Consider the following 23980-nt stretch of genomic DNA (forward strand, 5'->3'; position numbering starts at 1 on the left):
GAACAATAAGGGCGAAAAAACGCGATTGAAGCGGAGAGAGATTTAACAATACTGCATTAAAAAAAGGCCGCCGATTTTTACCCTGACCGTCGGTGGTCGCTTCGAACAAGAACAAGAAATCGAGGTAAGTGCAGTGGAGCGACAGCCCCAACTTCGTGCCATGGGCATCGGCAAGAGCTACGGCAGTTTCAACGCGCTGGACTCAGTGTCCATCGATATCCAGCAAGGCGAGTTCCTCACCCTCCTCGGCCCCTCCGGCTCGGGCAAGACCACCTTCCTGATGATCCTCGCCGGCTTCCAGGACCCGTCCCGCGGCAAGCTGGAAGAAGGCGGCATCGACATCACCAAACGCCCCGCCGAAAAGCGCAACTTCGGCATGGTGTTCCAGGGCTACGCCCTGTTCCCGCACATGACCATCGAGGACAACGTCGCCTTCCCGCTGAAGATTCGCGGCGTGAAACCCGAGGAACGCAACCGCCGCGTGCGCCGCATGCTCGAAGTGGTTGGCCTGGGCGAACACCTGGGCAAGCGCCCCGGCGAACTCTCCGGCGGCCAGCAGCAGCGCGTGGCCATCGCCCGCGCCCTGGTGTTCGAGCCGGACATGCTGCTCCTCGACGAACCCCTCTCCGCCCTGGACAAGAACCTGCGCGAGCAACTGCAGGCGGAACTGCAGCGCATCCACCGCCAGGTCGGCACCACCTTCGTCTTCGTCACCCACGACCAGAACGAAGCCCTCGCCCTGTCCACCCGCATCGCCATCTTCAACCGTGGCCAACTGGCCCAGGTCGACGCACCGGAAACCATCTACAACCAGCCGAACAACCGTTTCGTCGCCGAGTTTCTCGGCAAGATGAACCTGTTCCCGCTGACCCAGGTGGGTCGCGCCGGCGAGCTGGCCTGCGGGCGCTTCGGCGAAGCCGAGCTGCGTGCCGGGTACTCGCCCGCCCTGCAGGCCGCCGCCCCGCTGCTGGCGGTGCGCCCGGAACACATGCAACTGCACAGCGCGCCGCCGACCACCGCCGGTCACAACGTGGTGCAGGCCGTACTCACCGCCAAGACCTACCAGGGCGCCAGCACCGAGCTGGGCCTGGCCACCGCCGCCGAGGGCGCACTGCCCATGAGCCTGGCGGTGCACGCCGACCACCAGGCCTCGCGCCTGGAGCAGGGCTCGAAGGTCTGGCTGAGCTGGCCCATCGAAAAAAGCCTGCTGCTGGCCTGAGAACCACCGAACGCGTTCGTCCCCTCTTCGCCATCCCTATCCGATCGGGAGCTGCATCCATGTTCAATCCGCACCAGCAAGACTGCATCGAAGTCCTCATCGAGAAAGCCCGCCGCGGGCAGATCGACCGCCGCACCTTCCTCAAGGGCATGGGCCTGATGGCCGCCCTGCCACTGGCCCTGCGCAGCGGCGTCAGCTTCGCCGCCGGCGACAAGCCGCTGGTGGTGGTGAACTGGGGCGGTGACGCGATCAAGGCGTTCGGCAAGGCCTGGACCGAAGGCTTCTCCAAGGCCACCGGCATCCCGACCAAGATCGACGGCAGCGGCCCTACCGAAGGCGCCATCCGCACCCAGCTGTCCAGCGGCCGGGTGAGCTGGGACGTGGTCGACGCGGAAAGCTCGGTGCTGCAGATCCTCGGCAAGGAAGGCCTGGTGCAGCCCATCGACTACAACGTCGTCTCCAAGGACAAGGTGCTGCCTGGCTTCGCCTACGAATACGGCATCGCCGACTACATGCTCAGCTACGTGATCGCCTACGACAGCGAGCGCTTCGGCGACAAGGCGCCCAAGACCTGGGCGGACTTCTGGGACGTGAAGACCTTCCCCGGCAAGCGCACCCTCTACAAGTGGATGAACGGCATGCTGGAGGCTGCGCTACTGGCCGACGGCGTTACCCCGGACAAGCTCTACCCGCTGGACGTGCCGCGCGCGCTGAAGAAGATCGAGGAGCTCAAGCCCCATGTTCTGTCCTTCTGGGGCTCGGGCGCGGAAACCCAGCAACTGCTGATCGAGGGCGAAGTGTCCATGGGCGCCATCTGGAACACCCGTGCCCAGGTGATCACCGAGGACAGCGAAGGCCGCATCAAGTGGACCTTCGACAATGCCCTGCTGGGCTGCAGCAACTGGGGCGTGCTCAAGGGCAACCCGGCAGGCACCGAGGCAGCCATGAAGTTCATCGCCTACGCCCAGGACCCGCAGTCCCAGGTCGAGCTGTTCAAGATGTTCGGCAACGGCCCGGCCAACCCTGCCGCCGCCACGCTGATCCCCGAAGACCGCCGTCACCTGAACTGCACCGATCCTGCGAACCTGCCCAAGCAGGTGATGCTCAGCCACGAGTGGTACACCGACCACTACGGGGCGACCCTGGAGCAGTACCTGACGCATATCTCCAAGTAACGCGGAGTGCAGGACCATGGCCGATAACGCCCCCTCGCGGCTGAAGCTGGGCGCGCTGCTGCTGCCACTGCCGGTCGTACTGATCGTGTTCTACGTACTGCCCTTCCTCGGCGTGCTCGGCTGGAGCTTCACCCTGCCGGAACCTGGGATCGAGCAGTACCAGCGGATCATGACCGACCCGGCGATCCACGACGTGCTCTGGCGGACCTTCCGCCTGTGCCTGACGGTCAGCGTGGTATCGCTGGTGATCGCCTACCTGATGGCCTACTGCTGGGTCTACAGCCCGCCGTTCTGGCAGCGCGTGGTGGAAATCTGCGTGTTCATCCCGTTCTGGCTGTCGGTGCTGGTGCGTGCCTTCGGCTGGCTGATCGCCCTGCGGAGCAACGGCCTGCTCAACGGCTGGCTGCAGAACCTGGGCATCATCAGCGAGCCCTTGCAGCTGACACGCAACGAGCTGGGGGTGGTGATCGGCATGGTCCACTTCATGGTGCCCTTCGCCCTGTTCCCACTGGTGTCCACCATGCGCCGCCTCGACCCGCGCGTGCTGCTGGCCGCCCGCGGGCTGGGCGCCGGGCAGCTGCGCACCTTCTGGAGCATCTTCGTGCCGCAGACCATCCCCGGCATCCTCGGCGCCTTCATCATCGTCTTCGTGTTCTGCCTGGGCTTCTTCATCACCCCGGCGATCCTTGGCGGCGGGCAGACGGTGATGGTGGCTGAGTACGTCTACCTGCAGATGTTCCAGACCAGCAACTGGGGCCTGGGCGCGGCACTCTCGGTGGTGCTGCTGATGCTGGTGAGCGGGATGATCTGGGCGCTGTTGCGCATGACCCGGGTCGACAAGCTGGTGGGATAAGGAGCCGCAGTCATGAATTCGCACGAAACCAAGGCCCCGAGCCGCCTGCTGGCAACCATGGCGATGATCTTCATGGTCTTCCCACTGCTGGCGGTGATCCCGGTGTCCTTCACCAGCAAGCGCTTCCTGTCCATGCCCAACGGCAACTGGTCGCTGCGCCACTACCAGGCGCTGCTGGACAGTCCCGAATGGCTCTCGGCGATCAGCCAGAGCCTGATCGTCGCCACCGCCACCTGCATCATCGCGACCGCCCTGGCGGTGAGCTTCAGCCTCGGCATCTGGTACCTGCGTTCGCGCCTGGCGACCCTGCTGATCGGCCTGGTGCTGCTGCCCATGGCGATCCCGCCGATGATCTCGGCGATGGTCCTGTACTTCATGGAGACCAAGGTCAGCCAGTTCGCCCCCGGCCTGGGCTACGACACCCTGTTCGGCCTGACCATCGCCCACATCGTGATGGTGGTGCCCTACGGCGTGGTGACCATGCTGGTGGCGCTCAGCCAACTGGACCGGCGTATCGAACTGGCCGCGCGCAACCTCGGCGCGAGCCTGGGCCAGACCACCTTCATGGTGGTGCTGCCGAACCTCAAGCTGGGCGTGGCGAGTACCGCGCTGCTGTGCTTCGCGCTGAGCTGGGAAGAGATCGCGGTAACCCTGTTCGTCACCAGTACCGAGGTGAACACCCTGCCCCGGCAGATCTGGTCCGGCCTGCGCGACAACATCGACCCGGCGGTGGCGGCCATCTCGGTGGTGCTGATCGGCCTGACCTTCGTCGCGCTGATCGGGCGGATGGTGGCCCAGCGCATCGCGGCGCGGCCGGCGGGAAACTGACCCGACAGACTGTCTGGAACTTCGGCGCGGCTGATTGCCCTCACCCCAGCCCTCTCCCACAGGGAGAGGGAGCAGATCGTGCCGGCTGACACCATGGTTTGCACCTGCACCGACCAGTCCCCTCTCCCTCCGGGAGAGGGTTAGGGTGAGGGGGTTGCATCGCAGAGGAGTATCCCGTTCCTACGCGCCGTCCGACATCGGCGGGGTGATCACTCCGCCTTCTTGCGAATCCAGTACAGGTAGGTCCCCGCCTCTTCCTGCTGCTCCACCAGTTCATGGCCAAGGAAGACGCAGAACTTGGGGATGTCGCGGCGGGTGGAGGGATCGGTGGCGATCACCTTGAGCAGGCCGCCGGCCGGCAGGTCGCGCACCTTGTTGTGCAGCATCATGACCGGCTCGGGGCAGTTCAGGCCGGTAGCGTCGAGAATCGCATCGACAGGCTGGGACATCGCGTAACTCCAGAAAAACCAATGGCGCATTGTCACCCAAAGGGCACCGCGCGGTCACCCCGCGTCCGTCCGGGTCACCGAACCTTGGTTGGGGGTAGGCCGTGCGGGCGCCGGGCATGCTGGTGCATCCGTCCGATCCATCTCGACAGGAGTGTCGATGCGCGCCTTCTTCTGCCTGTGTGCCCTGCTGCTGGCCGGTTGCGCCGCCCGCGACCAGGTTCCCGACTTCAGCGCCAGCGCAGGCAAGGACCTGCCGGCCACCTGGTTCGAGGCCGTCATCACCGCCCGCGACGGCACGAAACTCTCCGCCACGGTCTTCCAGCCGGCGCTGAAGGCCGGCGAAACCGCGCCGCTGATCGTTCACACCCACGGCTGGGGCGGCTGGCGGGTGACCGGTCCGGATGGGTTCTACGGCAAGACCATGATGTCCGGGCGCGCCGCGCTCAAGGCGTGGAAGGCCGGCTACTGGGTGGTCAGCTACGACCAGCGCGGCTGGGGCGGCAGCGACGGGCGCATCGAAATGATGAACCCGCAGTTCGAGGTGCAGGACGCCAGCGCGGTGATCGACTGGTCCGCCACGCACCTGCCGCGCCTGGTGATGGACGGCCCGAACGACCCGCGCGTCGGCATGCTTGGCGAAAGCTACGGCGGCGCGGTGCAACTACTCGCCTCGGCGGAAGACCCGCGCATCGATGCCATCGTGCCCATCGCCACCTGGTACGACCTGGCCGATGCCCTGGCGCCCGACGGCCAACTGAAGATCGGCTGGGGCGGCGTACTGGTCAGCCTGGGCCTGGCCACCGGCTACGACTTGGGCAAGTTCGTCCAGGCCGACTACCTGCACACCGCCGGCGGGCGCATGGCCGAACCGGTACAGGCCGAACTGCACGACCACAGCCTGGCGCGCTACTGCGCCGAGGGCCGCCGCCCCCACGCCGACGCGCTGCTGATTCAGGGCCTGCGCGATACCCTCTTCCCCCTCGACCAGGGTTTGCAGATCCGCCAGTGCCTCAAGCAGGGCCCGGCCGACGTGCGCCTGCTGGGCATGCAGGGCGGGCATATCCTGCCGCCTCCGTTGCAGGCCTGGAGCGGACTGCCGCCGTTCAACAACGAACCGGTGATCCATTGCGGCCCGCGCGCCATCAATCTCTACCAGGGCATCGTCGCCTGGTACGAAGAGAAGCTGCGCGGCCGAGTCGGCGCCGCCGACAGCGTACCGGGCCTGTGCATCAGCCTGGACCTGGACCAGGGAGTGGCATTGAGCGAACTGCCGCCGCCGGGTCCCACCGTGGCGCTGCCGGCCACGGCGATCCGCCCGGCGATTAGCGGCCTGCTGCAGCCTTCGAAATTCATCCCCTTGCAGCGCGTGAACGAAACCAGCGCCCTGCTGGGCGCCGCCGAGGTGCGCCTGGGCCAACCGCTGGCCGACCGCCCTGACGCGCAACTCTTCGCCGCCCTGGCGATCCGCAGCGCCGATGGCCGCACGCGTCGGCTGGATGAGCAGGTGAAACCGCTGGCGAACCAGGGCAACACACGCCTGAACGCCGTCAGCGCAGGCCTGGCGCCCGGGGATGAGATCGGATTGCTGGTGAGCGGCTTCAGCGACCAGTACCTGTTCAACAGCTCCTGGCGGATGTCGCCGGTGGAATTGCGGGGTGAGGTGCGTTTGCCAAGTCTGCTGCCATTGCAACCGCGCGTGGCCGAACACCGCTGAGTTGTCGCCGGCGGCTCCTCTGCCGTGCGCTTCGCGAGCAAGCTCGCTCCTACAAGTGAAGCCCGCGCGTACATGCTCTTCGTAGGAGCGAGCTTGCTCGCGAACAGCCCCCGCGCCAAAGCTCGACGTTATACGCCGATTGGCCTCGATCTCCGGGCACTCCGGATTCGGCCTGGGCGCAAGCGACGAAGCGAGGTGAATCGGCGTACAACCGCGAACGGTTGTACGCCCTACGAAAGGATTTCGGAGCTAATCGGGAAGATCAACGCAACGGCCCGTCCGGCGCCTCGTCCAGCTGCGCCAGCAGCATCGGCTCGCCATCCCCCTCGGCTGGCAGCAGCGCCCACTGTTCCTTCTCGCCCAGCCGGCGGTAGCTCTGCTTCACCTGGCTGCCCAGCGGCAACGGCGCCTTGAAGTGCGCATCCAGGCGCACGTTCTCGGCCAGACGACGGCCCGTCAGGCTGCGCGCCAGGCCCCACATGCCGTGGGCGAAAGGTTTGCCGAAGCCGTAGTGAGAAGCCATCAGGCGCGACAGGTGCAGGGGGTTGAAGTCACCGCTCAGGCCGGCATAGCGCCAGCCGACGATCTTCGGTACGCGCCACTGCACGCCGGCGTGGACCGGTGCGTCCAGGGTGTGCCACTGGGCCCGCTCCGGCAGCGGGTCGGGCTCGGCCCCGGGCTCGAGGAAATCGCCTCGACGCAGGTAGGTGGTGATCGACTGCCAGTAGAGCATGTCGTGGTACCAGGCCTCGGTGAGCACGTCCACTTCCAGCCCCAATGCGCTGCGTCGGCTGGTGAGGATGCGGCAGTCGAACTGCAGCGGTTCGTGCTCATTGAGCAGGCGGTAGCGCTGGATATGACTGCGCAGGTGGATGAGCCCGAGTACCGAGAGCGGCATGCGCGAGCGGCTGAGCAGGCGCAGGTGCAAAGGCAGGCTGATCACCTGCGGATAGAGCAGCGGCACGCCCAGCGCCGGGTCGAGGCCGAAGTGCTGACGATAGGCGCGCAGATGGCGCAGATCGAAATGCAGGGTGCGACTGTCCATCGCCAGGTAGGGAACACGCTCGCCCTGGCCCAGGCCACGGCGCGGCAGCAACATGCGGCTGTAACTGCCCAGCAGGGAGGGCAACTTTCGCTTCACGAAGGTCTCCGGAGGATCTCGCGCCGCACAGCATGGGCCAATGCGGCGCGCCGCGACAAGTCACCAAAGGTCGGGTGGCGCGGCCTGACAGCTCCGGGTCGTCAGCGCTCGCCCTTCTCCAGGCGGCGCAGGTGGCAGGTGACTTCCTCGCGGTCGTGGTAGAGCTGCTTGCAGCCGACCTGCACCTTCAGGCCGCGCTCACGGAAGGACTCGTGCAGACGGTCGAGGATGCGCCGCACCTCGGCATAGCGCTGCTTCATCGGCAGCTTGAGGTTGACGATGGCCTCGCGGCACAGTCCCTCGCCGATCCAGGTCTCCATCATGGCACCGGTGCGCGCGGGCTTCTCGACGATGTCGCAAACCATCCAGTCCATGCGCTGGCGCGGGCGGAACGCGTAGCCGTCGACGCGCTGGTGCTCGACCAGTCCGGAGTACATCAGGTTCTCCGCCATCGGCCCGTTGTCCACGGCGACGACGCGCATCTCGCGGTTCACCAGTTGCCAGGTCCAGCCGCCGGGCGATGCACCCAGGTCCACAGCAAGCATGTCCGGCGCCAGGCGGCGGTCCCAGTCGGCGCGTGGAATGAAGTGGTGCCAGGCTTCCTCCAGCTTGAGGGTCGAACGACTGGGCGCCTCGCGGGGAAATTTCAGGCGCGGGATGCCCATCGGCCACATGGCGCAGTTGCGCGACTCGGCGATGCCGATGAACGCCTCGCGGCCTGAGCGGAAAGTCAGCAGCAGACGCGGCAGGCTCGGATCGTCCACCAGCTTGCCAGCCTTGACCAGGGCGGCGCGCAGGGGCTTCTCGAACTTGCGGCAGAAGGTCGAAAGCTCCTTGCCATCATTGGTGTCGAACACTTCCAACCAGAGGCTGCCGCACGCAGGGAAACCCTCCAGCGCTTCGAGGATCGCGCCGATGCGGTCCTGCTCCGGCAACGCGGTGAAACCGTTTCCGCGCGCCCACTGGCGCGGGAAGATCAGCTCGGAAAAGCGCAGCTGGCGCATCAGGCGCTCCGCGCCGTCGGCCTCGGTGCAGATGAATTCGGCGTAGGCGGTAGCCGGCTTGGCTCGGGCGTAACCCGGGATCTCCAGGCGCGCGGCGTGCTCGGACAGCTCGGCGCAGACCTCGTTTTCGAAGCCCGGACGGCAGTGCAGTAACAGGGTATTCATCGGGGTGTCTCCTCGGCCGCGCACTATAGAGGCTGCCCGCGACGGTTTCATTCAGATTCGCAGGAATATTCCGGTAACGATCTTCACTTAGCAGGAACCCCCAGGCCGGGCGACCGGTCCAGAACAGATGGCAAGACCCCGCACAGCGGTCTAGCTTGAGTGTTCTGGTGCAGCGCCCGCCACCTGGCGAGGCGATCACCCTGCATGGCGAAGATCGATGCCAATCGCAACTTTTCTGCGTTGGATCAGGGTACGTTGCCCGCCCTTCGCCAAGTATCGGCAGCACACTGCCGATCCAAGCCTGAGGAGAATGTCATGCCCGCAGTGGATAGCCTGAACAGCCTGCGCACCCTGGAGGTCGCCGGCAAGACCTATCACTACTACAGCCTGCCCGAAGCGGCGAAAAGCCTGGGAGACCTGGGCAAGCTGCCGATGTCCCTGAAGGTCCTGCTGGAAAACCTGCTGCGCTGGGAAGACGACAACACCGTCACCGGCGACGACCTGAAGGCGCTGGCCGGCTGGCTGAAGACCCGCAGCTCCGACCGCGAGATCCAGTACCGCCCCGCCCGCGTGCTGATGCAGGACTTCACCGGCGTGCCGGCGGTGGTCGACCTGGCTGCCATGCGCGACGCCATGGCCAAGGCCGGCGGCGACCCGCAGAAGATCAACCCGCTCTCCCCCGTCGACCTGGTCATCGACCACTCGGTGATGGTCGACAAGTTCGCCAGCCAGGCCGCCTTCGCCCAGAACGTCGAGATCGAGATGGAGCGCAACGGCGAGCGCTACGCCTTCCTGCGCTGGGGGCAGAACGCCTTCGACAACTTCCGCGTGGTGCCGCCGGGCACCGGCATCTGCCACCAGGTCAACCTGGAGTACCTGGGGCGTACCGTATGGACCAAGGATGAGGACGGCCGCACCTACGCCTTCCCTGACACCCTGGTCGGTACCGACTCGCACACCACCATGATCAATGGCCTGGGCGTACTCGGCTGGGGCGTGGGCGGCATCGAGGCGGAAGCGGCCATGCTCGGCCAGCCGGTGTCGATGCTGATTCCCGAGGTGATCGGCTTCAAGCTCACCGGCAAGCTGAAGGAAGGCATCACCGCCACCGATCTGGTGCTGACGGTCACCCAGATGCTGCGCAAGAAAGGCGTGGTCGGAAAATTCGTCGAATTCTACGGCGACGGCCTGGCCGACCTGCCCCTGGCGGACCGTGCCACCATCGCCAACATGGCCCCGGAATACGGCGCCACCTGCGGCTTCTTCCCGGTGGACGAGATCACCCTGGGCTACCTGCGCCTGTCCGGTCGCCCGGATGATGTCGTCAAGCTGGTGGAGGCCTACTGCAAGGCCCAGGGCCTGTGGCGCGAAAAAGGCCACGAGCCGGTGTTCACCGACAGCCTGCAACTGGACATGGGCGACGTCGAGGCCAGCCTGGCCGGCCCGAAGCGCCCGCAGGACCGCGTCGCACTCGGCCACGTCAGCCAGGCCTTCGACGACTTCCTCGGCCTGCAGATCAAACCGTCCTCCACCGAGGAAGGCCGGCTGCTCAGCGAGGGCGGCGGCGGTGCCGCGGTGGGCGCCTCGACCCCGCCCGGGGAAATCGACTACCAGCAGGACGGCCACACCTACCGGCTGAAGAATGGCGCCGTGGCTATCGCCGCCATCACCTCCTGCACCAACACCTCCAACCCCAGCGTGATGATGGCCGCCGGCCTGCTGGCGAAGAAGGCGCTGGAAAAGGGCCTGCAGCGCAAACCCTGGGTGAAGAGTTCGCTGGCGCCGGGCTCCAAGGTGGTCACCGACTACTTCCGCGCCGCCGGGCTGACCCGCTACCTGGACGAACTGGGCTTCGACCTGGTGGGCTACGGCTGCACCACCTGCATCGGCAACTCCGGCCCGCTGCTGGAACCCATCGAGAAAGCCATCCAGCAGGCCGACCTGACCGTCGCTTCGGTGCTCTCCGGCAACCGCAACTTCGAGGGCCGCGTGCACCCGCTGGTGAAAACCAACTGGCTGGCCTCGCCGCCGCTGGTGGTGGCCTACGCCCTGGCCGGCACCGTGCGCACCGACCTGACCAAGGACCCGCTGGGCACCGGCAAGGACGGCAAGCCGGTCTATCTGAAGGACATCTGGCCGACCCAGCAGGAAATTGCCGAGGCCATTCAGAAAGTGGACACGGCAATGTTCCACAAGGAGTACGCCGAAGTCTTCCAGGGCGATGAGAAATGGCGTGCGATCAAGGTGCCGGACGCCAAGACCTACACCTGGCAGGACGACTCCACCTACATCCAGCACCCGCCCTTCTTCGAGCACATCGCCGAGGCACCGCCGAAGGTCGAGGACATCAAGGGCGCCCGTATCCTCGCGGTATTGGGCGACTCGGTGACCACCGACCACATTTCCCCCGCCGGCAACATCAAGAAGGACAGCCCGGCCGGGCGCTACCTCAGCGAGCACGGCGTGGCCTACGCCGATTTCAACTCCTACGGCTCACGGCGTGGGAACCACGAGGTGATGATGCGCGGCACCTTCGCCAACATCCGCATCAAGAACGAGATGCTCGGCGGCGAGGAAGGCGGCAACACGCTTTACGTTCCCAGCGGTGACAAGCTGGCGATCTACGACGCCGCCATGCGCTACCAGCAGGACGGCACGCCGCTGGTCATCGTGGCCGGCAAGGAATACGGCACCGGCTCCTCCCGCGACTGGGCGGCCAAAGGCACCAACCTGCTGGGTGTGAAAGCGGTGATCGCAGAGAGCTTCGAGCGTATCCACCGCTCCAACCTGGTGGGCATGGGCGTGCTGCCGCTGCAGTTCAAGGACGGCCAGGATCGCAAGACGCTGAAGCTGACCGGCAAGGAGGTTCTTAGCATCAGCGGGCTGTCCGGTGAACTGAAGCCGCACATGAGCATCAAGGTCGGGGTGACCCGCGAGGACGGCAGCCAGGACAGCTTCGAGGTGCTCTGCCGCATCGACACCCAGAACGAGGTCGAGTACTTCAAGGCCGGCGGCATCTTGCACTACGTGCTGCGCAGCCTGATCTGAACCTTCACCGCGGCGGCCCGCAACGGGCCGCCCTCGACTTTCGTAGGATTCCGTGACTGATGGCACCCAGCCATCGTCCAGTGCTGCTCTGACTTTTTTCTGAAACAAGCATCAACTTGCCGGTCCGGCGGCCGATAACCTGACCAAGCGATTCGCTTCTGCTGTGGAATTCTCCTCACATGCGTAACAACCAGCCGATCACCCAGCGTGAACGCACCTTCCCCGCTGACCAACGACTGATCTCCACCACCAATGCGCGCGGCGTGATTACCTACGCCAACGATGCTTTCATCAACATCAGTGGCTTCTCGCGAGAAGAACTGGTCGGCGCGCCGCACAACCTGGTGCGCCATCCGGACGTACCGCCGGCGGTGTTCGAGCACATGTGGACCACCCTGAAGAAGGGCCGCCCGTGGATGGGCATCGTCAAGAACCGCTGCAAGAGCGGCGATCACTATTGGGTCAGTGCCTACGTCACTCCGATCTTCGAACGCAACGAGATCGTCGGCTACGAATCGGTGCGGGTAAAACCCACCGCCGAACAGGTTCGCCGCGCCGAAGCGCTGTACGCGCGGATCAACGCCGGCAAGCCGGCCATCCCGGCCCGCGACCGCTGGCTGCCGGTGCTGCTGGACTGGCTGCCGTTCATCCTGATCGGCCAGATCGCCTTCATGATCGGCGTCTGGCTGGATTCCCACTGGGACTTCCTGCTTGCGGCGCTGCTCTCGATTCCGCTGGGCCTGATCGGTCTGAGCTGGCAACAACGCGGCCTCAAACGCCTGCTGCAACTGGCTGAACAAACCACCTCCGACCCGCTGATCGCGCAGATGTACACCGACAGCCGTGGCGCCCAGGCACGCCTGGAAATGTCCATCCTCAGCCAGGAAGCGCGCCTTAAGACCTGTCTGACCCGACTGCAGGACACCGCCGAATCCCTGACCGACCAGGCCCGCGAAGCCGACACCCTGGCGCATCACAGTTCCGCCGGACTGGATCGCCAGCGCCAGGAGACCGAGCAGGTGGCCACGGCGGTCAACCAGATGGCCGCCACCACCCAGGAAGTGGCCGACAACGTGCAGCGCACTGCCGATGCCACCCGCCAAGCCAACGACCTGACCAGCCAGGGCCGACTGATTGCCGCGGAAACCCGCGAGGCCATGCAGCGCCTGTCCACCTCGGTGGGCGAAACCGGTGAAGCGGTCAGCCAGCTCGCCCGTGACAGCGACGAGATTGGTGGTGTGGTGGACGTGATCAAGGGCATCGCCGACCAGACCAACCTGCTGGCGCTCAACGCCGCCATCGAGGCCGCTCGCGCCGGTGAAATGGGCCGGGGCTTCGCCGTGGTGGCCGACGAGGTCCGCTCGCTGGCCCAACGCACCGCCGAATCCACCGAGCAGATCCACCAATTGATCGCCAACCTGCAGAACACCGCCACCGAGGCCGTGCGCGCCATGGAAGCCGGTCGCCGACAGGCCGACGAAGGAGTGGAGCGCGTGCTGCGCGCCGACAACGCACTGGTAGGCATCAGCGATGCGGTGGCCAACATTACCGAGATGACCACCCAGATCGCCGCCGCAGCGGAAGAGCAGAGCGCGGTGGCTGAAGAGATCAACCGCAACATCAGCACCATCGCCGACCTGGCCGACCAGACCTCCGGCGAAGCCCAACGTACCGCGCAGCTCAGCGAGGAGCTGACCCAGACCGCCCATCGCCAGTATTCGCTGGTGGAGCGGTTCAACCGCTGAGGCTATTGCCGCCCGCGGCGGCAACTGTAGGAGCGAGCTTGCTCGCGAACAGCTCCGCGACGGGGCCGGGTTCGCGAGCAAGCTCGCTCCTACAGCGCATACCCACCCGCAGCACTCAGCCGGCTACTTGAAATCCCACTGCATCTGCGCCGGGATGCTCACTTCCTGCGAGGAGTGCACGCAGACATCCACATAGTCCGTGAAGCGCGGCGGCGCGGCGATACCCTCGTCCAGCAGGCGCTGGTTGTCGAACAGGTAATTGAGGTCGGCGAAGCCGCTGTACAGGCGCAGCGCCCGCAGTACCAGGCGTGGGTTGGCCTTGCCGATGCGGCTCTCGAAGCTGCCGGCCAGCTCGCGCAGGTCCTCGCTGCTCACCTTGCGGTAGCGCTCCCCCACCGGCGCCTCGCCACGGGCGTCGGCATAGGCACGATCGATCTCGCCGAAGGTGCAGGCCGAACCGCGGCCGGCGGAGATGTGGTAGAGGCTGTGGCTCAGCGTCGGTTTGAGCGCCAGGGCCACCAGCGCTTCGGCGCAGTAGTCCACCGGGATCACGTCGATCTGCTCATCCAGGCCGCAGGTGAAGCTCTCCAGCGCGAAGCCCATGCGGAACACCCAGAAGATGCTCCCCGAGGCGCGGCAACCCAGCTCGCGATGGCCAACGACGATGGATGGCCGCGCCACCACCAGCGGCAGTTGCGGCAACTCCTCACGCATGCGCCGTTCGATCTCGGCCTTGGAGGCGGTGTAGTCCACCAGTTGCTCGCCGCTATCGGGGAAGTCCCATGACTCGCGTACCGGCGACTCGCGCTGCGGCCCGCAGCACATGGCGGTGCCCACATGCAGGAAGCGCTTGAGGTTGCGCGACTGGCTGAGCAGCCGGGCGAAAGCGAAGGTGCCTTCGACGTTCACCGGCCAGATGCTCGGGTTCTTCGAGAACGAAGCCACAGCCGCACAGTTGATCACCTGCTCCACGCGCATCAGGCGGGCACGCTCGCCCTGCATCCACGCGGTATCCAGCAAGTCGCCGCAAAGAATCTGGCGGTCCTTCAGAGTGTCCAGCGCACTTTCCGGCACGCAGTGCAGGCGCAGGTTGTCACGCAAGCGCTCCAGGCCTTGCGCGGGCGTCTCGGCGCGGACGAGGAACAGCAGCGCTTCGCCGTGCCCGTCGGCAATCAGGTGAGCGGCGACGGAGCCGCCAAGGAAACCGGTGGCGCCCGTCAGCAGCAGGCTGTGCGCGGCGCCGGGGGAAAATCGGTGGGGTTGGGTGGCAATGCGTTCAGCGTAATCAGGGTTCATGGCAGCCTTCGGCCTGTCCTCTGGAAGCGGGGCGTCGACTGCTGGGAGTCGACGCTGGCGAGGATAGGGGCGCCTGTCTTAAGGGCCGATTAGCGCAATAGAAAAGCTTCGATCCTGGCAGCGGTGCTTTCCAGATGCTGCTCGTGGGTCAGCCCGGAAGCCTTGAGCGGCTTGAGGTCGTGGTCGGCAGCCGCCAGCCAGTGCAGATGGATCGCAGGCGACAATGAATAACCCTCGACCGTTGGGCGATCGCCCAACGCATCACGCTCGCCCTGAACGATCAGGGTCGGCGTCTTCAACTCGGCCAGGTGAGCCACGCGCGGTTTCTCCGGCTTGCCGGCCGCGTAGAAGGGATAGCCGAGGCAGACCAGCGCATCGGCGCCCAACTCGTCCGCCAGCAGGCTGGCCATGCGCCCGCCCATGGACTTGCCGCCGATGGCCAGCTTGCCGGGCACTTCGGCGCGCAGCTGCGCATAAACCTGCCGCCAGCATTCGAGCAACAGCTTCTGCGGGTTCGGCGGCCGCCGCTTCCCATCCTCCCGGCGCATAGCCATATAGGGGAACTCGAAGCGCACCACCGAGATACCCCGTTCGACCAGGCGCGCGGCAATGTCGTCCATGAACGGGCTGTCCATCGGCGCGCCGGCGCCATGGGCGAGGACCAGCGTAGCCGACAGTTCGCTGCATGCCGGGTTCCGCAGCAGCGACAAAGCACCGCAGGCGCCCGCGACAGGGGTCTCTGGCGGCAATTGACCGGAATCAATATTCCGAGAGGGGCCTTTATCCATCCTTCACTCCGCTAATTCCCAATTAGTACCTATCCCAAGGGGGAGGGGCGGCATCTGCCGTAAAAAACCTGCCGGGATGGGCATAGCCCATAACCGTGGATGGAAGCCCATAAATGAGCACAACCAATCAGACCGCTTATAACTATAAGGTGGTCCGCCAGTTCGCCATTATGACAGTGGTCTGGGGGATCGTCGGCATGGCCGTCGGTGTCCTGATCGCCGCGCAACTGGTGTGGCCCGAACTCAACCTCGGCCTACCCTGGACCAGTTTCGGACGCCTGCGTCCGCTGCACACCAACGCCGTGATCTTCGCCTTCGGCGGCTGCGCACTGTTCGCCACCAGCTATTACGCCGTACAGCGCACCTGCCAGACCCGCCTGTTCTCGGACGCCCTCGCCTCCTTCACCTTCTGGGGTTGGCAGCTGGTGATCCTGCTGGCTGCGATCACCCTGCCGCTGGGCTACACCTCCTCCAAGGAGTACGCCGAACTGGAATGGCCGATCGACATCCTGATCACCATCGTCTGGGTCAGCTACGCGATCGTCTTCTTCGGCACCCTGATCAAGCGCAAGACCAAGCACATCTATGTGGGCAACTGGTTCTTCGGCGGCTTCATCCTGACCGTGGCCCTGCTGCACGTGGTCAACAACATGGAGATCCCGGTCAGCCTGACCAAGTCCTACTCGCTGTACTCGGGTGCCACCGACGCGATGATCCAGTGGTGGTACGGCCACAACGCCGTGGGCTTCTTCCTGACCGCCGGCTTCCTGGGAATGATGTACTACTTCGTACCCAAGCAGGCTGAACGTCCGGTCTATTCCTATCGCCTGTCCATCGTGCACTTCTGGGCACTGATCGCCGTGTACATCTGGGCCGGCCCGCACCACCTGCACTACACCGCGCTGCCGGACTGGGCACAGTCGCTGGGCATGGTGATGTCGCTGATCCTGCTGGCGCCGAGCTGGGGCGGCATGATCAACGGCATGATGACCCTCTCCGGCGCCTGGCATAAGCTGCGCACCGATCCGATCCTGCGCTTCCTGGTGGTTTCCCTGGCCTTCTACGGCATGTCCACCTTCGAAGGCCCGATGATGGCCATCAAGACCGTCAACGCCCTCTCCCACTACACCGACTGGACCATCGGCCACGTGCACGCCGGCGCCCTGGGCTGGGTCGCCATGGTTTCCATCGGCTCCCTGTACCACATGATCCCGAAGGTCTTCGGCCGCGAGCAGATGCACAGCGTGGGGCTGATCAACACCCACTTCTGGCTGGCCACCATCGGCACCGTTCTGTACATCGCCTCCATGTGGGTCAACGGCATCACCCAGGGCCTGATGTGGCGCGCGGTCAATGCCGACGGCACCCTCACCTACTCCTTCGTGGAAGCCCTGGCCGCCGGCCACCCGGGCTACATCGTGCGGATGATCGGTGGCGCGGTGTTCCTGATGGGCATGCTGGTCATGGCCTACAACACCTGGCGCACCGTAGCGGCCGCCAAGCCGGCTGAAATGCAAGCCGCGGCACAGATGGCCTGAGGAGACCGACATGAAACACGAAGTACTCGAGAAGAACGTCGGCCTGCTGGCACTGTGCATGGCGGTTGCCGTGAGCATCGGCGGCCTGACCCAGATCGTTCCGCTGTTCTTCCAGGACGTGACCAACACCCCGGTGGAAGGCATGAAGCCCTACACCGCCCTGCAACTGGAAGGCCGTGACGTGTACATCCGCGAAGGTTGCGTGGGCTGCCACTCGCAGATGATCCGCCCGTTCCGCGCCGAAACCGAGCGCTACGGCCACTACTCCGTTGCTGGCGAAAGCGTCTGGGACCACCCGTTCCTGTGGGGCTCCAAGCGTACCGGCCCGGACCTGGCCCGCGTCGGCGGCCGCTACTCGGACGACTGGCACCGCGCGCACCTGTACAACCCGCGCAACGTGGTACCGGAGTCGAAGATGCCCGCCTACCCCTGGCTGGTCGAGAACAAGCTCGATGGCAAGGACACAGCGAAGAAGCTGGAAGTGATGCGCGTCATGGGCGTGCCCTACACGGACGACGACATCGCCGGCGCCAGCGACGCCGTCAAAGGGAAGACCGAAATGGACGCGGTGGTCGCGTACCTGCAGGTCCTCGGCACCTCCATCAAGAACAAGCGGTGACAGCATGGATATCGGGACCATTCGCGGCCTCGGCACCGTCATCGTGATGGTCGCCTTCGTCGGCGTTCTGCTCTGGGCCTACAGCGGCAAGCGCAAGCAGCGTTTCGACGACGACGCGCTGCTGCCTTTCGCGGATGACCCGGTCGCCAAGCGGCACGCTGAGCAAGAGCAAGCTTCTAGGAGCAACAACGCATGACTACCTTCTGGAGTCTGTACGTCACCGTACTAACAGTCGGCTCGCTGATCGCCCTGCTGTGGCTGGTCTTCGCCACCCGCAGCGGCCAATCCGCGAACACCACCGACCAGACCATGGGCCACGCCTTCGACGGCATCGAGGAATACGACAACCCGCTGCCGAAATGGTGGTTCCTGCTGTTCGTCGGCACCATCGTGTTCGCCGCCGGCTACCTGGTGCTCTACCCGGGCCTGGGCAACTGGAAAGGCGTCCTGCCGGGCTACGACGGCGGCTGGACCCAAGACAAGCAATGGGAGCGTGAAGAAGCCCTGGCCAAGGAAAAATATGGCCCGATCTTCGCCAAATACGCTGCGATGCCCGTGGAAGAAGTCGCCAAGGACCCGCAAGCACTGAAGATGGGCGAGCGCCTGTTCGCTACCTACTGCTCCATCTGCCACGGCTCCGACGCAAAGGGTGCGGTCGGCTTCCCGAACCTGACCGACGAAGACTGGCGCTGGGGCGGCGACGCCAAGAGCATCGAGACCACCATCCTCGGCGGTCGTCACGCGGCCATGCCGGCCTGGGGTGACGTGCTGGGCGACAAAGGCGTGCAGGACGTAGCCGCCTTCGTTACCGCCAAACTGGACGGTCGTAAGCTGCCCGAAGGCGTGACCGAAGAGCAGGTCGACAACGGCGGCAAGGTATTCGCCACCAACTGCGTCGCCTGCCATGGCCCGGAAGGCAAGGGCAATGCACTGATGGGTGCCCCGAACCTGACCCACCCGGGCGCCTTCATCTACGGCTCCAGCTATGCGCAACTGCAGCAGACCATCCGCCACGGCCGCCAGGGCCAGATGCCAGCACAGGAGCAGTACCTGGGTAAGGACAAGGTGCATATCCTCGCGGCCTACATCTACAACATCTCAGGTCAAGCGAAGTAAATCCCTCCTCCACTCGCGCCCTTCACCGGGCGCGAGTTTCTTCCCGCCCCTCGCGACGAAGTGTCGCACCCTCCCAATCGCCTTCCTTCACACCCTCAAAGTTCGCGTCTAAGCTGGTTTCCATTCGCAAACCTGCAATATGACTAACCTGACCCACTTCCCAGGTTGGTACGGGCGACTCGAAACGAGCGGCGAACAACGGCCGAAGGCGCTCTGAAGCAGGCATCGAACCGGCCTTGGGCCCAGGCTTGGCGCGTTGCATTGCCTATCTGCTTTCTCCATACTTGCCGCCGTTTTTTTGTCCATAAATACTCAAAAACCGTGGAACCTTAGAATGAGCACAGCAATCAGTCCGACTGCTTATAACTATAAGGTCGTCCGCCAGTTCGCCATCATGACGGTGGTCTGGGGGATACTTGGAATGGGGCTCGGTGTTTACATCGCCTCACAGTTGGTTTGGCCCCAACTGAACCTGGACCTCCCCTGGACCAGTTTCGGGCGCCTGCGTCCGCTGCACACCAACCTGGTGATCTTCGCCTTCGGCGGCTGTGCTCTGTTCGCCACCTCCTACTACGTCGTACAGCGCACCTGTCAGACCCGTCTGGTTTCTGACAGCCTCGCGGCCTTCACCTTCTGGGGTTGGCAAGCGGTGATCGTGCTGGCCGGCATCACCCTGCCGCTGGGCTACACCTCCTCCAAGGAGTACGCCGAGCTGGAATGGCCGATCGACATCCTGCTGGCCGTCGTCTGGGTCACCTACGCCGCGGTGTTCTTCGGCACCGTAATGAAGCGCAAGACCAAGCACATCTATGTGGGCAACTGGTTCTACGGCGCGTTCATCCTGGTGACCGCCATGCTGCACATCGTGAACAGCATGGAAATCCCGGTATCCGCCTTCAAGTCCTACTCGATGTACGCCGGTGCCACCGACGCGATGATCCAGTGGTGGTACGGCCACAACGCCGTGGGCTTCTTCCTGACCACCGGCTTCCTCGGCATGATGTACTACTTCGTTCCGAAGCAGGCCGAGCGTCCGATCTACTCCTACCGCCTGTCCATCGTGCACTTCTGGGCGCTGATCACCCTGTACATCTGGGCCGGTCCGCACCACCTGCACTACACCGCGCTGCCGGACTGGGCGCAGTCTCTGGGTATGGCGATGTCCCTGATCCTGCTGGCACCGAGCTGGGGCGGCATGATCAACGGCATGATGACCCTCTCCGGCGCCTGGCATAAGCTGCGCACCGACCCGATCCTGCGCTTCCTGGTGGTTTCCCTGGCCTTCTACGGCATGTCCACCTTCGAAGGCCCGATGATGGCCATCAAGACCGTCAACTCCCTGTCGCACTACACCGACTGGACCATCGGCCACGTACACGCCGGCGCTCTGGGCTGGGTTGCGATGATCTCCATCGGTTCCCTGTACCACCTGATTCCGAAGGTCTTCGGCCGCGAGCAGATGCACAGCGTTGGCCTGATCAACGCCCACTTCTGGCTGGCCACCATCGGTACCGTGCTGTACATCGCCTCCATGTGGGTCAACGGCATCACCCAGGGTCTGATGTGGCGCGCGGTCAACGCCGACGGCACCCTCACCTACTCCTTCGTGGAAGCCCTGCAGGCCAGCCACCCGGGCTTCATGGTCCGTGCGCTGGGCGGCGCCTTCTTCGCCTCCGGCATGCTGCTGATGGCCTACAACACCTTCCGTACCGTTCGCGGTTTCAAGCAGGCTGACGCCGACGCCGCCGCTCAGATTCCCGCTGTAGGAGCTCACTGATGAAGCACGAAGCAGTCGAGAAGAACATCGGCCTGCTGGCCTTCTTCATGGTCATCGCCGTGAGCGTTGGCGGTCTGACCCAGATCGTCCCGCTGTTCTTCCAGGACGTGACCAACAAGCCGGTGGAAGGCATGAAGCCGCGCACTGCACTTGAGCTCGAAGGCCGCGACATCTACATCCGCGAAGGTTGCGTAGGTTGCCACTCGCAGATGGTCCGTCCGTTCCGCGCCGAAACCGAGCGCTACGGCCACTACTCCGTCGCCGGCGAAAGCGTCTGGGACCACCCGTTCCTGTGGGGCTCCAAGCGTACCGGCCCGGACCTGGCCCGCGTCGGCGGCCGCTACTCGGACGACTGGCACCGCGCGCACCTGTACAACCCGCGCAACGTGGTGCCTGAGTCGAAGATGCCGTCCTACCCGTGGCTGGTCGAGAACAAGCTCGATGGCAAGGACACGGCGAAGAAGATGGAAGTCATGCGCTCCATGGGCGTGCCCTACACCGACGAAGACATCGCCGGTGCACGCGATGCCGTCAAGGGCAAGACCGAGATGGATGCTGTCGTCGCCTACCTGCAAGGCCTCGGCACCATCATCAAGAGCAAACGGTGACAGTGATGGATATCGGGACGATTCGCGGCATCGGCACCGTAGTAGTGATGGTCGCCTTCATTGGCGTACTGCTCTGGGCCTACAGCGGCAAGCGCAAGGGACGCTTCGACGAAGATGCCCTGCTGCCCTTCGCGGACGACCCGGTCGCCAAAAAGCACGTCGAGCAAGAGCAAGCTTCTAGGAGCAACAAAGAATGACAACCTTCTGGAGTCTGTACGTCACCGTACTTACCCTGGGCACCATCTTCGCCCTGGCGTGGCTGCTGTTCGCCACCCGCCGCGGCCAACGCAGCGAAGCCACCGACGAGACCGTCGGCCATGCCTTCGACGGCATCGAGGAGTATGACAACCCGCTGCCGAAGTGGTGGTTCATGCTGTTCGTCGCCACCTTCGTCTTCGCCCTCGCCTACCTCGCCCTGTACCCGGGCCTGGGTAACTGGAAAGGCCTGCTGCCGGGCTACCAGGACAAGAACGAGTTCGCCAACGGTCAGGCCGGCTGGACCGGCGTGCACCAGTGGGAAAAGGAAATGGCCAAGGCCGACGAGAAGTACGGCCCGCTGTACGCCAAGTTCGGCGCCATGCCGATCGAGGACGTGGCCAAGGACGAGCAGGCCCTGAAAATGGGTAACCGCCTGTTCGCTTCCAACTGCTCGGTCTGCCACGGCTCCGACGCCAAGGGCGCCCACGGCTTCCCGAACCTGACCGACGCCGACTGGCGCTGGGGCGGCGAGCCGAAGGACATCGTTGCCACCATCGAAGGCGGTCGCCACGCGGCCATGCCGGCCTGGGGCGAAGTCATCGGCGATGCCGGCGTTCACGACGTAGCTGCTTTCGTCACCACCAAGCTGGACGGCCGCAAGGCTCCCGAAGGCGTGACTGACGAGCAGGTCGCCAACGGTCAGAAGATCTTCCAGACCAACTGCGTGGCTTGCCACGGTCCGGAAGGCAAAGGCACCGCCGCCATGGGCGCGCCGAACCTGACCCACCCGGCCGCGTTCATCTACGGCTCGAGCTTCGCCCAGTTGCAGCAGACCATCCGCTACGGCCGCCAGGGCCAGATGCCGGCTCAGCTGGAACGTCTGGGCAAGGACCAGGTGCACCTGCTGGCCGCCTACGTGTACAGCCTGTCCCATGGTGAAGGTGAGAAGAGCGCCGAATAAGCCTCCCCTCTCCTACTCCAAAGCAACACCCCAGCGGCGCCGGTTCCTACACCGGCGCCGCTCTATTTCTGGGTCCATAATTCATTGCGCGACCAACTGTCGCACCGTTAGCCCCCCCTCCACGCCGTATCATTGTTAGGCGTGCAAGCATATTTCTGACCCTGCTCGGCATGTATCGACAGGGCGCCCTCCCGCTGCCGTGGAATGCACTGATGAGCAAACAGATTCCCGTCCAAGACGTCACTCCGCCCGCCAAGGGCAAGGGTGAGAGCGTCGACCTCTATGCCTCTCGGGAAAAAATCTACACCCGAGCCTTCACCGGATTCTTCCGAAATCTCCGAATGGCTGGAGGTGCCTTCCTCTTCCTCCTCTACTTCGGCACCGTCTGGTTGACCTGGAACGGTCGCCAGGCAGTCCTCTGGGACCTGCCCGAGCGCAAGTTCTACATCTTCGGCGCGACCTTCTGGCCTCAGGACTTCATCCTCCTCTCCGGCCTACTGATCATTGCGGCCTTCGGCCTGTTCTTCATCACGGTATTCGCCGGCCGCGTCTGGTGCGGCTACACGTGCCCGCAGAGCGTGTGGACCTGGATCTTCATGTGGTGCGAAAAAGTCACCGAGGGTGACCGCAACCAGCGCATGAAGCTCGACAAGGCCAACATGAGCAGCAACAAACTGCTGCGCAAGGCCGCCAAGCACAGCCTGTGGCTGCTGATCGGCCTGGTGACCGGCCTGACCTTCGTCGGTTACTTCGCCTCCATCCGCGAACTGCTGCCGGACCTGGTGACCGGCCAGGCCGACGGTTGGGCCTACTTCTGGGTCGGCTTCTTCACCCTCGCCACCTATGGCAATGCCGGCTGGCTGCGCGAGCAGGTATGCATCTACATGTGCCCTTACGCGCGCTTCCAGAGCGTGATGTTCGACAAGGACACCCTGATCGTCTCCTACGACCCGCGCCGCGGCGAGTCGCGCGGCCCGCGCAAGAAGAACATCGACTACAAGGCCCAGGGCCTGGGCGACTGCATCGATTGCACCATGTGCGTACAGGTCTGCCCCACCGGCATCGACATCCGTGACGGCCTGCAGATCGAGTGCATCGGCTGCGCCGCCTGTATCGACGCCTGCGACAGCATCATGGACAAGATGGGCTATCCGCGCGGACTGATCAGCTACACCACCGAGCACAACCTGTCCGGGCAGAAGACCCACCTGGTACGCCCGCGCCTGATCGGCTACGCCATCGCCCTGTGCCTGATGATCGGCCTGCTGATCACCGCCGTGGTCATTCGCCCGCTGGTGGGCTTCGACGTCAGCAAGGACCGCGTGCTCTACCGCGAGAACGCCGAAGGCCGGATCGAGAACGTGTACAGCCTGAAGATCATGAACAAGGATCAGCAGGACCACACCTACGTACTCGGCGCCAAGGGCCTGGACGGCCTGATCCTGGAAGGCAAGAAGGAAATCTCGGTGGCTGCCGGTGATATCGTCAGCATGCCTGTGGAACTCTCCATCGATCCGGAGAAGCTGCCCTCCACCACCAACGAGATCAGCTTCACCATCCAGTCGGTGGACGACCCGTCCATCAACAAGGAATCCTCCAGCCGCTTCATCGGCCCGCGCGTTCGTTGAACCACAGCTGAACGAATTGGCACCCCATGTTGCACATGGGGTGCCAGTACCGACCGAAGCACGTAGAATCCGCCCGCCCCCGCAGCGGACAGACCGCGCCCTCGCGGGCC

21 protein-coding genes are annotated in these 23980 nt (G+C 64.8%); 16 read left to right on the forward strand and 5 right to left on the reverse strand.

The features are described from left to right. Positions 1 to 133: 133 nt before the first annotated feature. The 4 genes from SD196_RS17620 to SD196_RS17635 are packed head-to-tail and all read left to right on the forward strand — an operon-like array spanning position 134 to position 4075. Positions 134 to 1219 (forward strand): ABC transporter ATP-binding protein, encoded by a 1086-nt coding sequence (locus tag SD196_RS17620; protein ID WP_343573071.1) that lies wholly within the window; start codon positions 134 to 136, stop codon positions 1217 to 1219. Between the two features lie 59 nt (positions 1220 to 1278). Continuing rightward, the gene (locus SD196_RS17625; RefSeq protein WP_275611205.1) at positions 1279 to 2394 is read left to right on the forward strand and encodes an ABC transporter substrate-binding protein; all 1116 of its coding nucleotides are present in this window, start codon (positions 1279 to 1281) and stop codon (positions 2392 to 2394) included. Positions 2395 to 2410: 16 nt separating this feature from the next. Next, a complete protein-coding gene (locus SD196_RS17630; protein WP_275611204.1) occupies positions 2411 to 3247 on the forward strand; it encodes an ABC transporter permease in 837 nt (278 codons plus the stop codon). 12 nt (positions 3248 to 3259) lie between these two features. Continuing rightward, on the forward strand, positions 3260 to 4075 hold the full coding sequence (locus SD196_RS17635) for an ABC transporter permease (RefSeq protein WP_275611203.1): 816 nt from the start codon (positions 3260 to 3262) through the stop codon (positions 4073 to 4075). Between the two features lie 209 nt (positions 4076 to 4284). Here the strand turns inward: SD196_RS17635 and tusA are convergent, their stop codons facing one another. Continuing rightward, complete coding sequence (tusA, locus tag SD196_RS17640; RefSeq protein WP_015477744.1) at positions 4285 to 4524, reverse strand: sulfurtransferase TusA; 240 nt, start codon at positions 4522 to 4524, stop codon at positions 4285 to 4287. A gap of 157 nt (positions 4525 to 4681) precedes the next feature. Here tusA and SD196_RS17645 point away from each other — a divergent pair, with 157 nt between their 5' ends. Next, positions 4682 to 6238, forward strand: a complete 1557-nt coding sequence (locus tag SD196_RS17645; protein WP_416310485.1) for an alpha/beta hydrolase — start codon at positions 4682 to 4684, stop codon at positions 6236 to 6238. 262 nt (positions 6239 to 6500) lie between these two features. Here SD196_RS17645 and SD196_RS17650 read toward each other — a convergent pair whose 3' ends face one another. Both SD196_RS17650 and rlmM read right to left on the reverse strand, forming a co-directional pair. Then, positions 6501 to 7379: a MaoC family dehydratase gene (locus SD196_RS17650; protein ID WP_416310486.1), complete on the reverse strand. Its 879-nt coding sequence runs from the start codon at positions 7377 to 7379 to the stop codon at positions 6501 to 6503. Between the two features lie 101 nt (positions 7380 to 7480). Beyond that, a complete protein-coding gene (gene rlmM, locus SD196_RS17655; RefSeq protein ID WP_275611200.1) occupies positions 7481 to 8548 on the reverse strand; it encodes a 23S rRNA (cytidine(2498)-2'-O)-methyltransferase RlmM in 1068 nt (355 codons plus the stop codon). 315 nt (positions 8549 to 8863) lie between these two features. Here rlmM and acnA point away from each other — a divergent pair, with 315 nt between their 5' ends. Beyond that, the gene (acnA, locus tag SD196_RS17660; RefSeq protein WP_275611199.1) at positions 8864 to 11596 is read left to right on the forward strand and encodes an aconitate hydratase AcnA; all 2733 of its coding nucleotides are present in this window, start codon (positions 8864 to 8866) and stop codon (positions 11594 to 11596) included. 179 nt (positions 11597 to 11775) lie between these two features. Continuing rightward, positions 11776 to 13341 carry a methyl-accepting chemotaxis protein gene (locus SD196_RS17665; RefSeq protein ID WP_416310487.1) on the forward strand — a complete coding sequence of 522 codons (1566 nt, stop codon included), beginning with the start codon at positions 11776 to 11778 and terminating at the stop codon, positions 13339 to 13341. Positions 13342 to 13464: 123 nt separating this feature from the next. On the opposite strand, the gene cprA is transcribed toward SD196_RS17665, so the two are convergent. Further along, positions 13465 to 14637: a cationic peptide resistance protein CprA gene (cprA, locus tag SD196_RS17670; RefSeq protein WP_416310488.1), complete on the reverse strand. Its 1173-nt coding sequence runs from the start codon at positions 14635 to 14637 to the stop codon at positions 13465 to 13467. An 89-nt stretch (positions 14638 to 14726) separates the two neighbouring features. Continuing rightward, positions 14727 to 15425, reverse strand: coding sequence for an alpha/beta family hydrolase (locus SD196_RS17675; protein ID WP_331318829.1), 699 nt, complete (start codon positions 15423 to 15425; stop codon positions 14727 to 14729). 113 nt (positions 15426 to 15538) lie between these two features. Between SD196_RS17675 and ccoN (SD196_RS17680) the strand changes: the two genes are divergently transcribed. The 9 genes from ccoN (SD196_RS17680) to ccoG all read left to right on the forward strand — a co-directional run bounded on the left by ccoN (SD196_RS17680) (position 15539) and on the right by ccoG (position 23870). After that, complete coding sequence (gene ccoN, locus SD196_RS17680; RefSeq protein ID WP_275611195.1) at positions 15539 to 16963, forward strand: cytochrome-c oxidase, cbb3-type subunit I; 1425 nt, start codon at positions 15539 to 15541, stop codon at positions 16961 to 16963. A 10-nt stretch (positions 16964 to 16973) separates the two neighbouring features. Continuing rightward, the gene (ccoO, locus tag SD196_RS17685; protein ID WP_015477751.1) at positions 16974 to 17582 is read left to right on the forward strand and encodes a cytochrome-c oxidase, cbb3-type subunit II; all 609 of its coding nucleotides are present in this window, start codon (positions 16974 to 16976) and stop codon (positions 17580 to 17582) included. Between the two features lie 4 nt (positions 17583 to 17586). Further along, the gene (locus SD196_RS17690) at positions 17587 to 17778 is read left to right on the forward strand and encodes a cbb3-type cytochrome oxidase subunit 3 (protein ID WP_275611194.1); all 192 of its coding nucleotides are present in this window, start codon (positions 17587 to 17589) and stop codon (positions 17776 to 17778) included. Beyond that, positions 17775 to 18698 (forward strand): cytochrome-c oxidase, cbb3-type subunit III, encoded by a 924-nt coding sequence (ccoP, locus tag SD196_RS17695; RefSeq protein ID WP_275611193.1) that lies wholly within the window; start codon positions 17775 to 17777, stop codon positions 18696 to 18698. Before SD196_RS17690 ends, ccoP (SD196_RS17695) begins: the two co-directional genes overlap by 4 nt. 334 nt (positions 18699 to 19032) lie before the next feature. After that, complete coding sequence (ccoN, locus tag SD196_RS17700; RefSeq protein WP_275611192.1) at positions 19033 to 20475, forward strand: cytochrome-c oxidase, cbb3-type subunit I; 1443 nt, start codon at positions 19033 to 19035, stop codon at positions 20473 to 20475. Then, positions 20475 to 21083 carry a cytochrome-c oxidase, cbb3-type subunit II gene (gene ccoO / locus SD196_RS17705; protein WP_275611191.1) on the forward strand — a complete coding sequence of 203 codons (609 nt, stop codon included), beginning with the start codon at positions 20475 to 20477 and terminating at the stop codon, positions 21081 to 21083. Before ccoN (SD196_RS17700) ends, ccoO (SD196_RS17705) begins: the two co-directional genes overlap by 1 nt. Before the next feature lie 5 nt (positions 21084 to 21088). After that, complete coding sequence (locus SD196_RS17710) at positions 21089 to 21280, forward strand: cbb3-type cytochrome oxidase subunit 3 (RefSeq protein WP_275611190.1); 192 nt, start codon at positions 21089 to 21091, stop codon at positions 21278 to 21280. Next, complete coding sequence (gene ccoP / locus SD196_RS17715; RefSeq protein WP_275611189.1) at positions 21277 to 22242, forward strand: cytochrome-c oxidase, cbb3-type subunit III; 966 nt, start codon at positions 21277 to 21279, stop codon at positions 22240 to 22242. The genes SD196_RS17710 and ccoP (SD196_RS17715) overlap by 4 nt, the downstream gene beginning before the upstream one ends. A gap of 212 nt (positions 22243 to 22454) precedes the next feature. Further along, the gene (gene ccoG / locus SD196_RS17720) at positions 22455 to 23870 is read left to right on the forward strand and encodes a cytochrome c oxidase accessory protein CcoG (RefSeq protein ID WP_275611188.1); all 1416 of its coding nucleotides are present in this window, start codon (positions 22455 to 22457) and stop codon (positions 23868 to 23870) included. The last annotated feature ends 110 nt before the right edge of the window (positions 23871 to 23980 follow it).

This window comes from Pseudomonas macauensis (assembly GCF_047902425.1).
GTDB lineage: Bacteria > Pseudomonadota > Gammaproteobacteria > Pseudomonadales > Pseudomonadaceae > Pseudomonas.

Coding starts and splice junctions, on each gene's coding strand:
- cprA (WP_416310488.1), bottom strand. CDS start 14,637: ATGAACCCTGATTACGCTGAACGCATTGCCACCCAACCCCACCGATTT.
- SD196_RS17630 (WP_275611204.1), top strand. CDS start 2,411: ATGGCCGATAACGCCCCCTCGCGGCTGAAGCTGGGCGCGCTGCTGCTG.
- ccoO (WP_275611191.1), top strand. CDS start 20,475: ATGAAGCACGAAGCAGTCGAGAAGAACATCGGCCTGCTGGCCTTCTTC.
- tusA (WP_015477744.1), bottom strand. CDS start 4,524: ATGTCCCAGCCTGTCGATGCGATTCTCGACGCTACCGGCCTGAACTGC.
- SD196_RS17690 (WP_275611194.1), top strand. CDS start 17,587: ATGGATATCGGGACCATTCGCGGCCTCGGCACCGTCATCGTGATGGTC.
- SD196_RS17710 (WP_275611190.1), top strand. CDS start 21,089: ATGGATATCGGGACGATTCGCGGCATCGGCACCGTAGTAGTGATGGTC.
- ccoP (WP_275611189.1), top strand. CDS start 21,277: ATGACAACCTTCTGGAGTCTGTACGTCACCGTACTTACCCTGGGCACC.
- SD196_RS17665 (WP_416310487.1), top strand. CDS start 11,776: ATGCGTAACAACCAGCCGATCACCCAGCGTGAACGCACCTTCCCCGCT.
- SD196_RS17675 (WP_331318829.1), bottom strand. CDS start 15,425: ATGGATAAAGGCCCCTCTCGGAATATTGATTCCGGTCAATTGCCGCCA.
- ccoO (WP_015477751.1), top strand. CDS start 16,974: ATGAAACACGAAGTACTCGAGAAGAACGTCGGCCTGCTGGCACTGTGC.
- SD196_RS17645 (WP_416310485.1), top strand. CDS start 4,682: ATGCGCGCCTTCTTCTGCCTGTGTGCCCTGCTGCTGGCCGGTTGCGCC.
- SD196_RS17635 (WP_275611203.1), top strand. CDS start 3,260: ATGAATTCGCACGAAACCAAGGCCCCGAGCCGCCTGCTGGCAACCATG.
- SD196_RS17625 (WP_275611205.1), top strand. CDS start 1,279: ATGTTCAATCCGCACCAGCAAGACTGCATCGAAGTCCTCATCGAGAAA.
- ccoP (WP_275611193.1), top strand. CDS start 17,775: ATGACTACCTTCTGGAGTCTGTACGTCACCGTACTAACAGTCGGCTCG.
- rlmM (WP_275611200.1), bottom strand. CDS start 8,548: ATGAATACCCTGTTACTGCACTGCCGTCCGGGCTTCGAAAACGAGGTC.
- ccoG (WP_275611188.1), top strand. CDS start 22,455: ATGAGCAAACAGATTCCCGTCCAAGACGTCACTCCGCCCGCCAAGGGC.
- acnA (WP_275611199.1), top strand. CDS start 8,864: ATGCCCGCAGTGGATAGCCTGAACAGCCTGCGCACCCTGGAGGTCGCC.
- ccoN (WP_275611192.1), top strand. CDS start 19,033: ATGAGCACAGCAATCAGTCCGACTGCTTATAACTATAAGGTCGTCCGC.
- ccoN (WP_275611195.1), top strand. CDS start 15,539: ATGAGCACAACCAATCAGACCGCTTATAACTATAAGGTGGTCCGCCAG.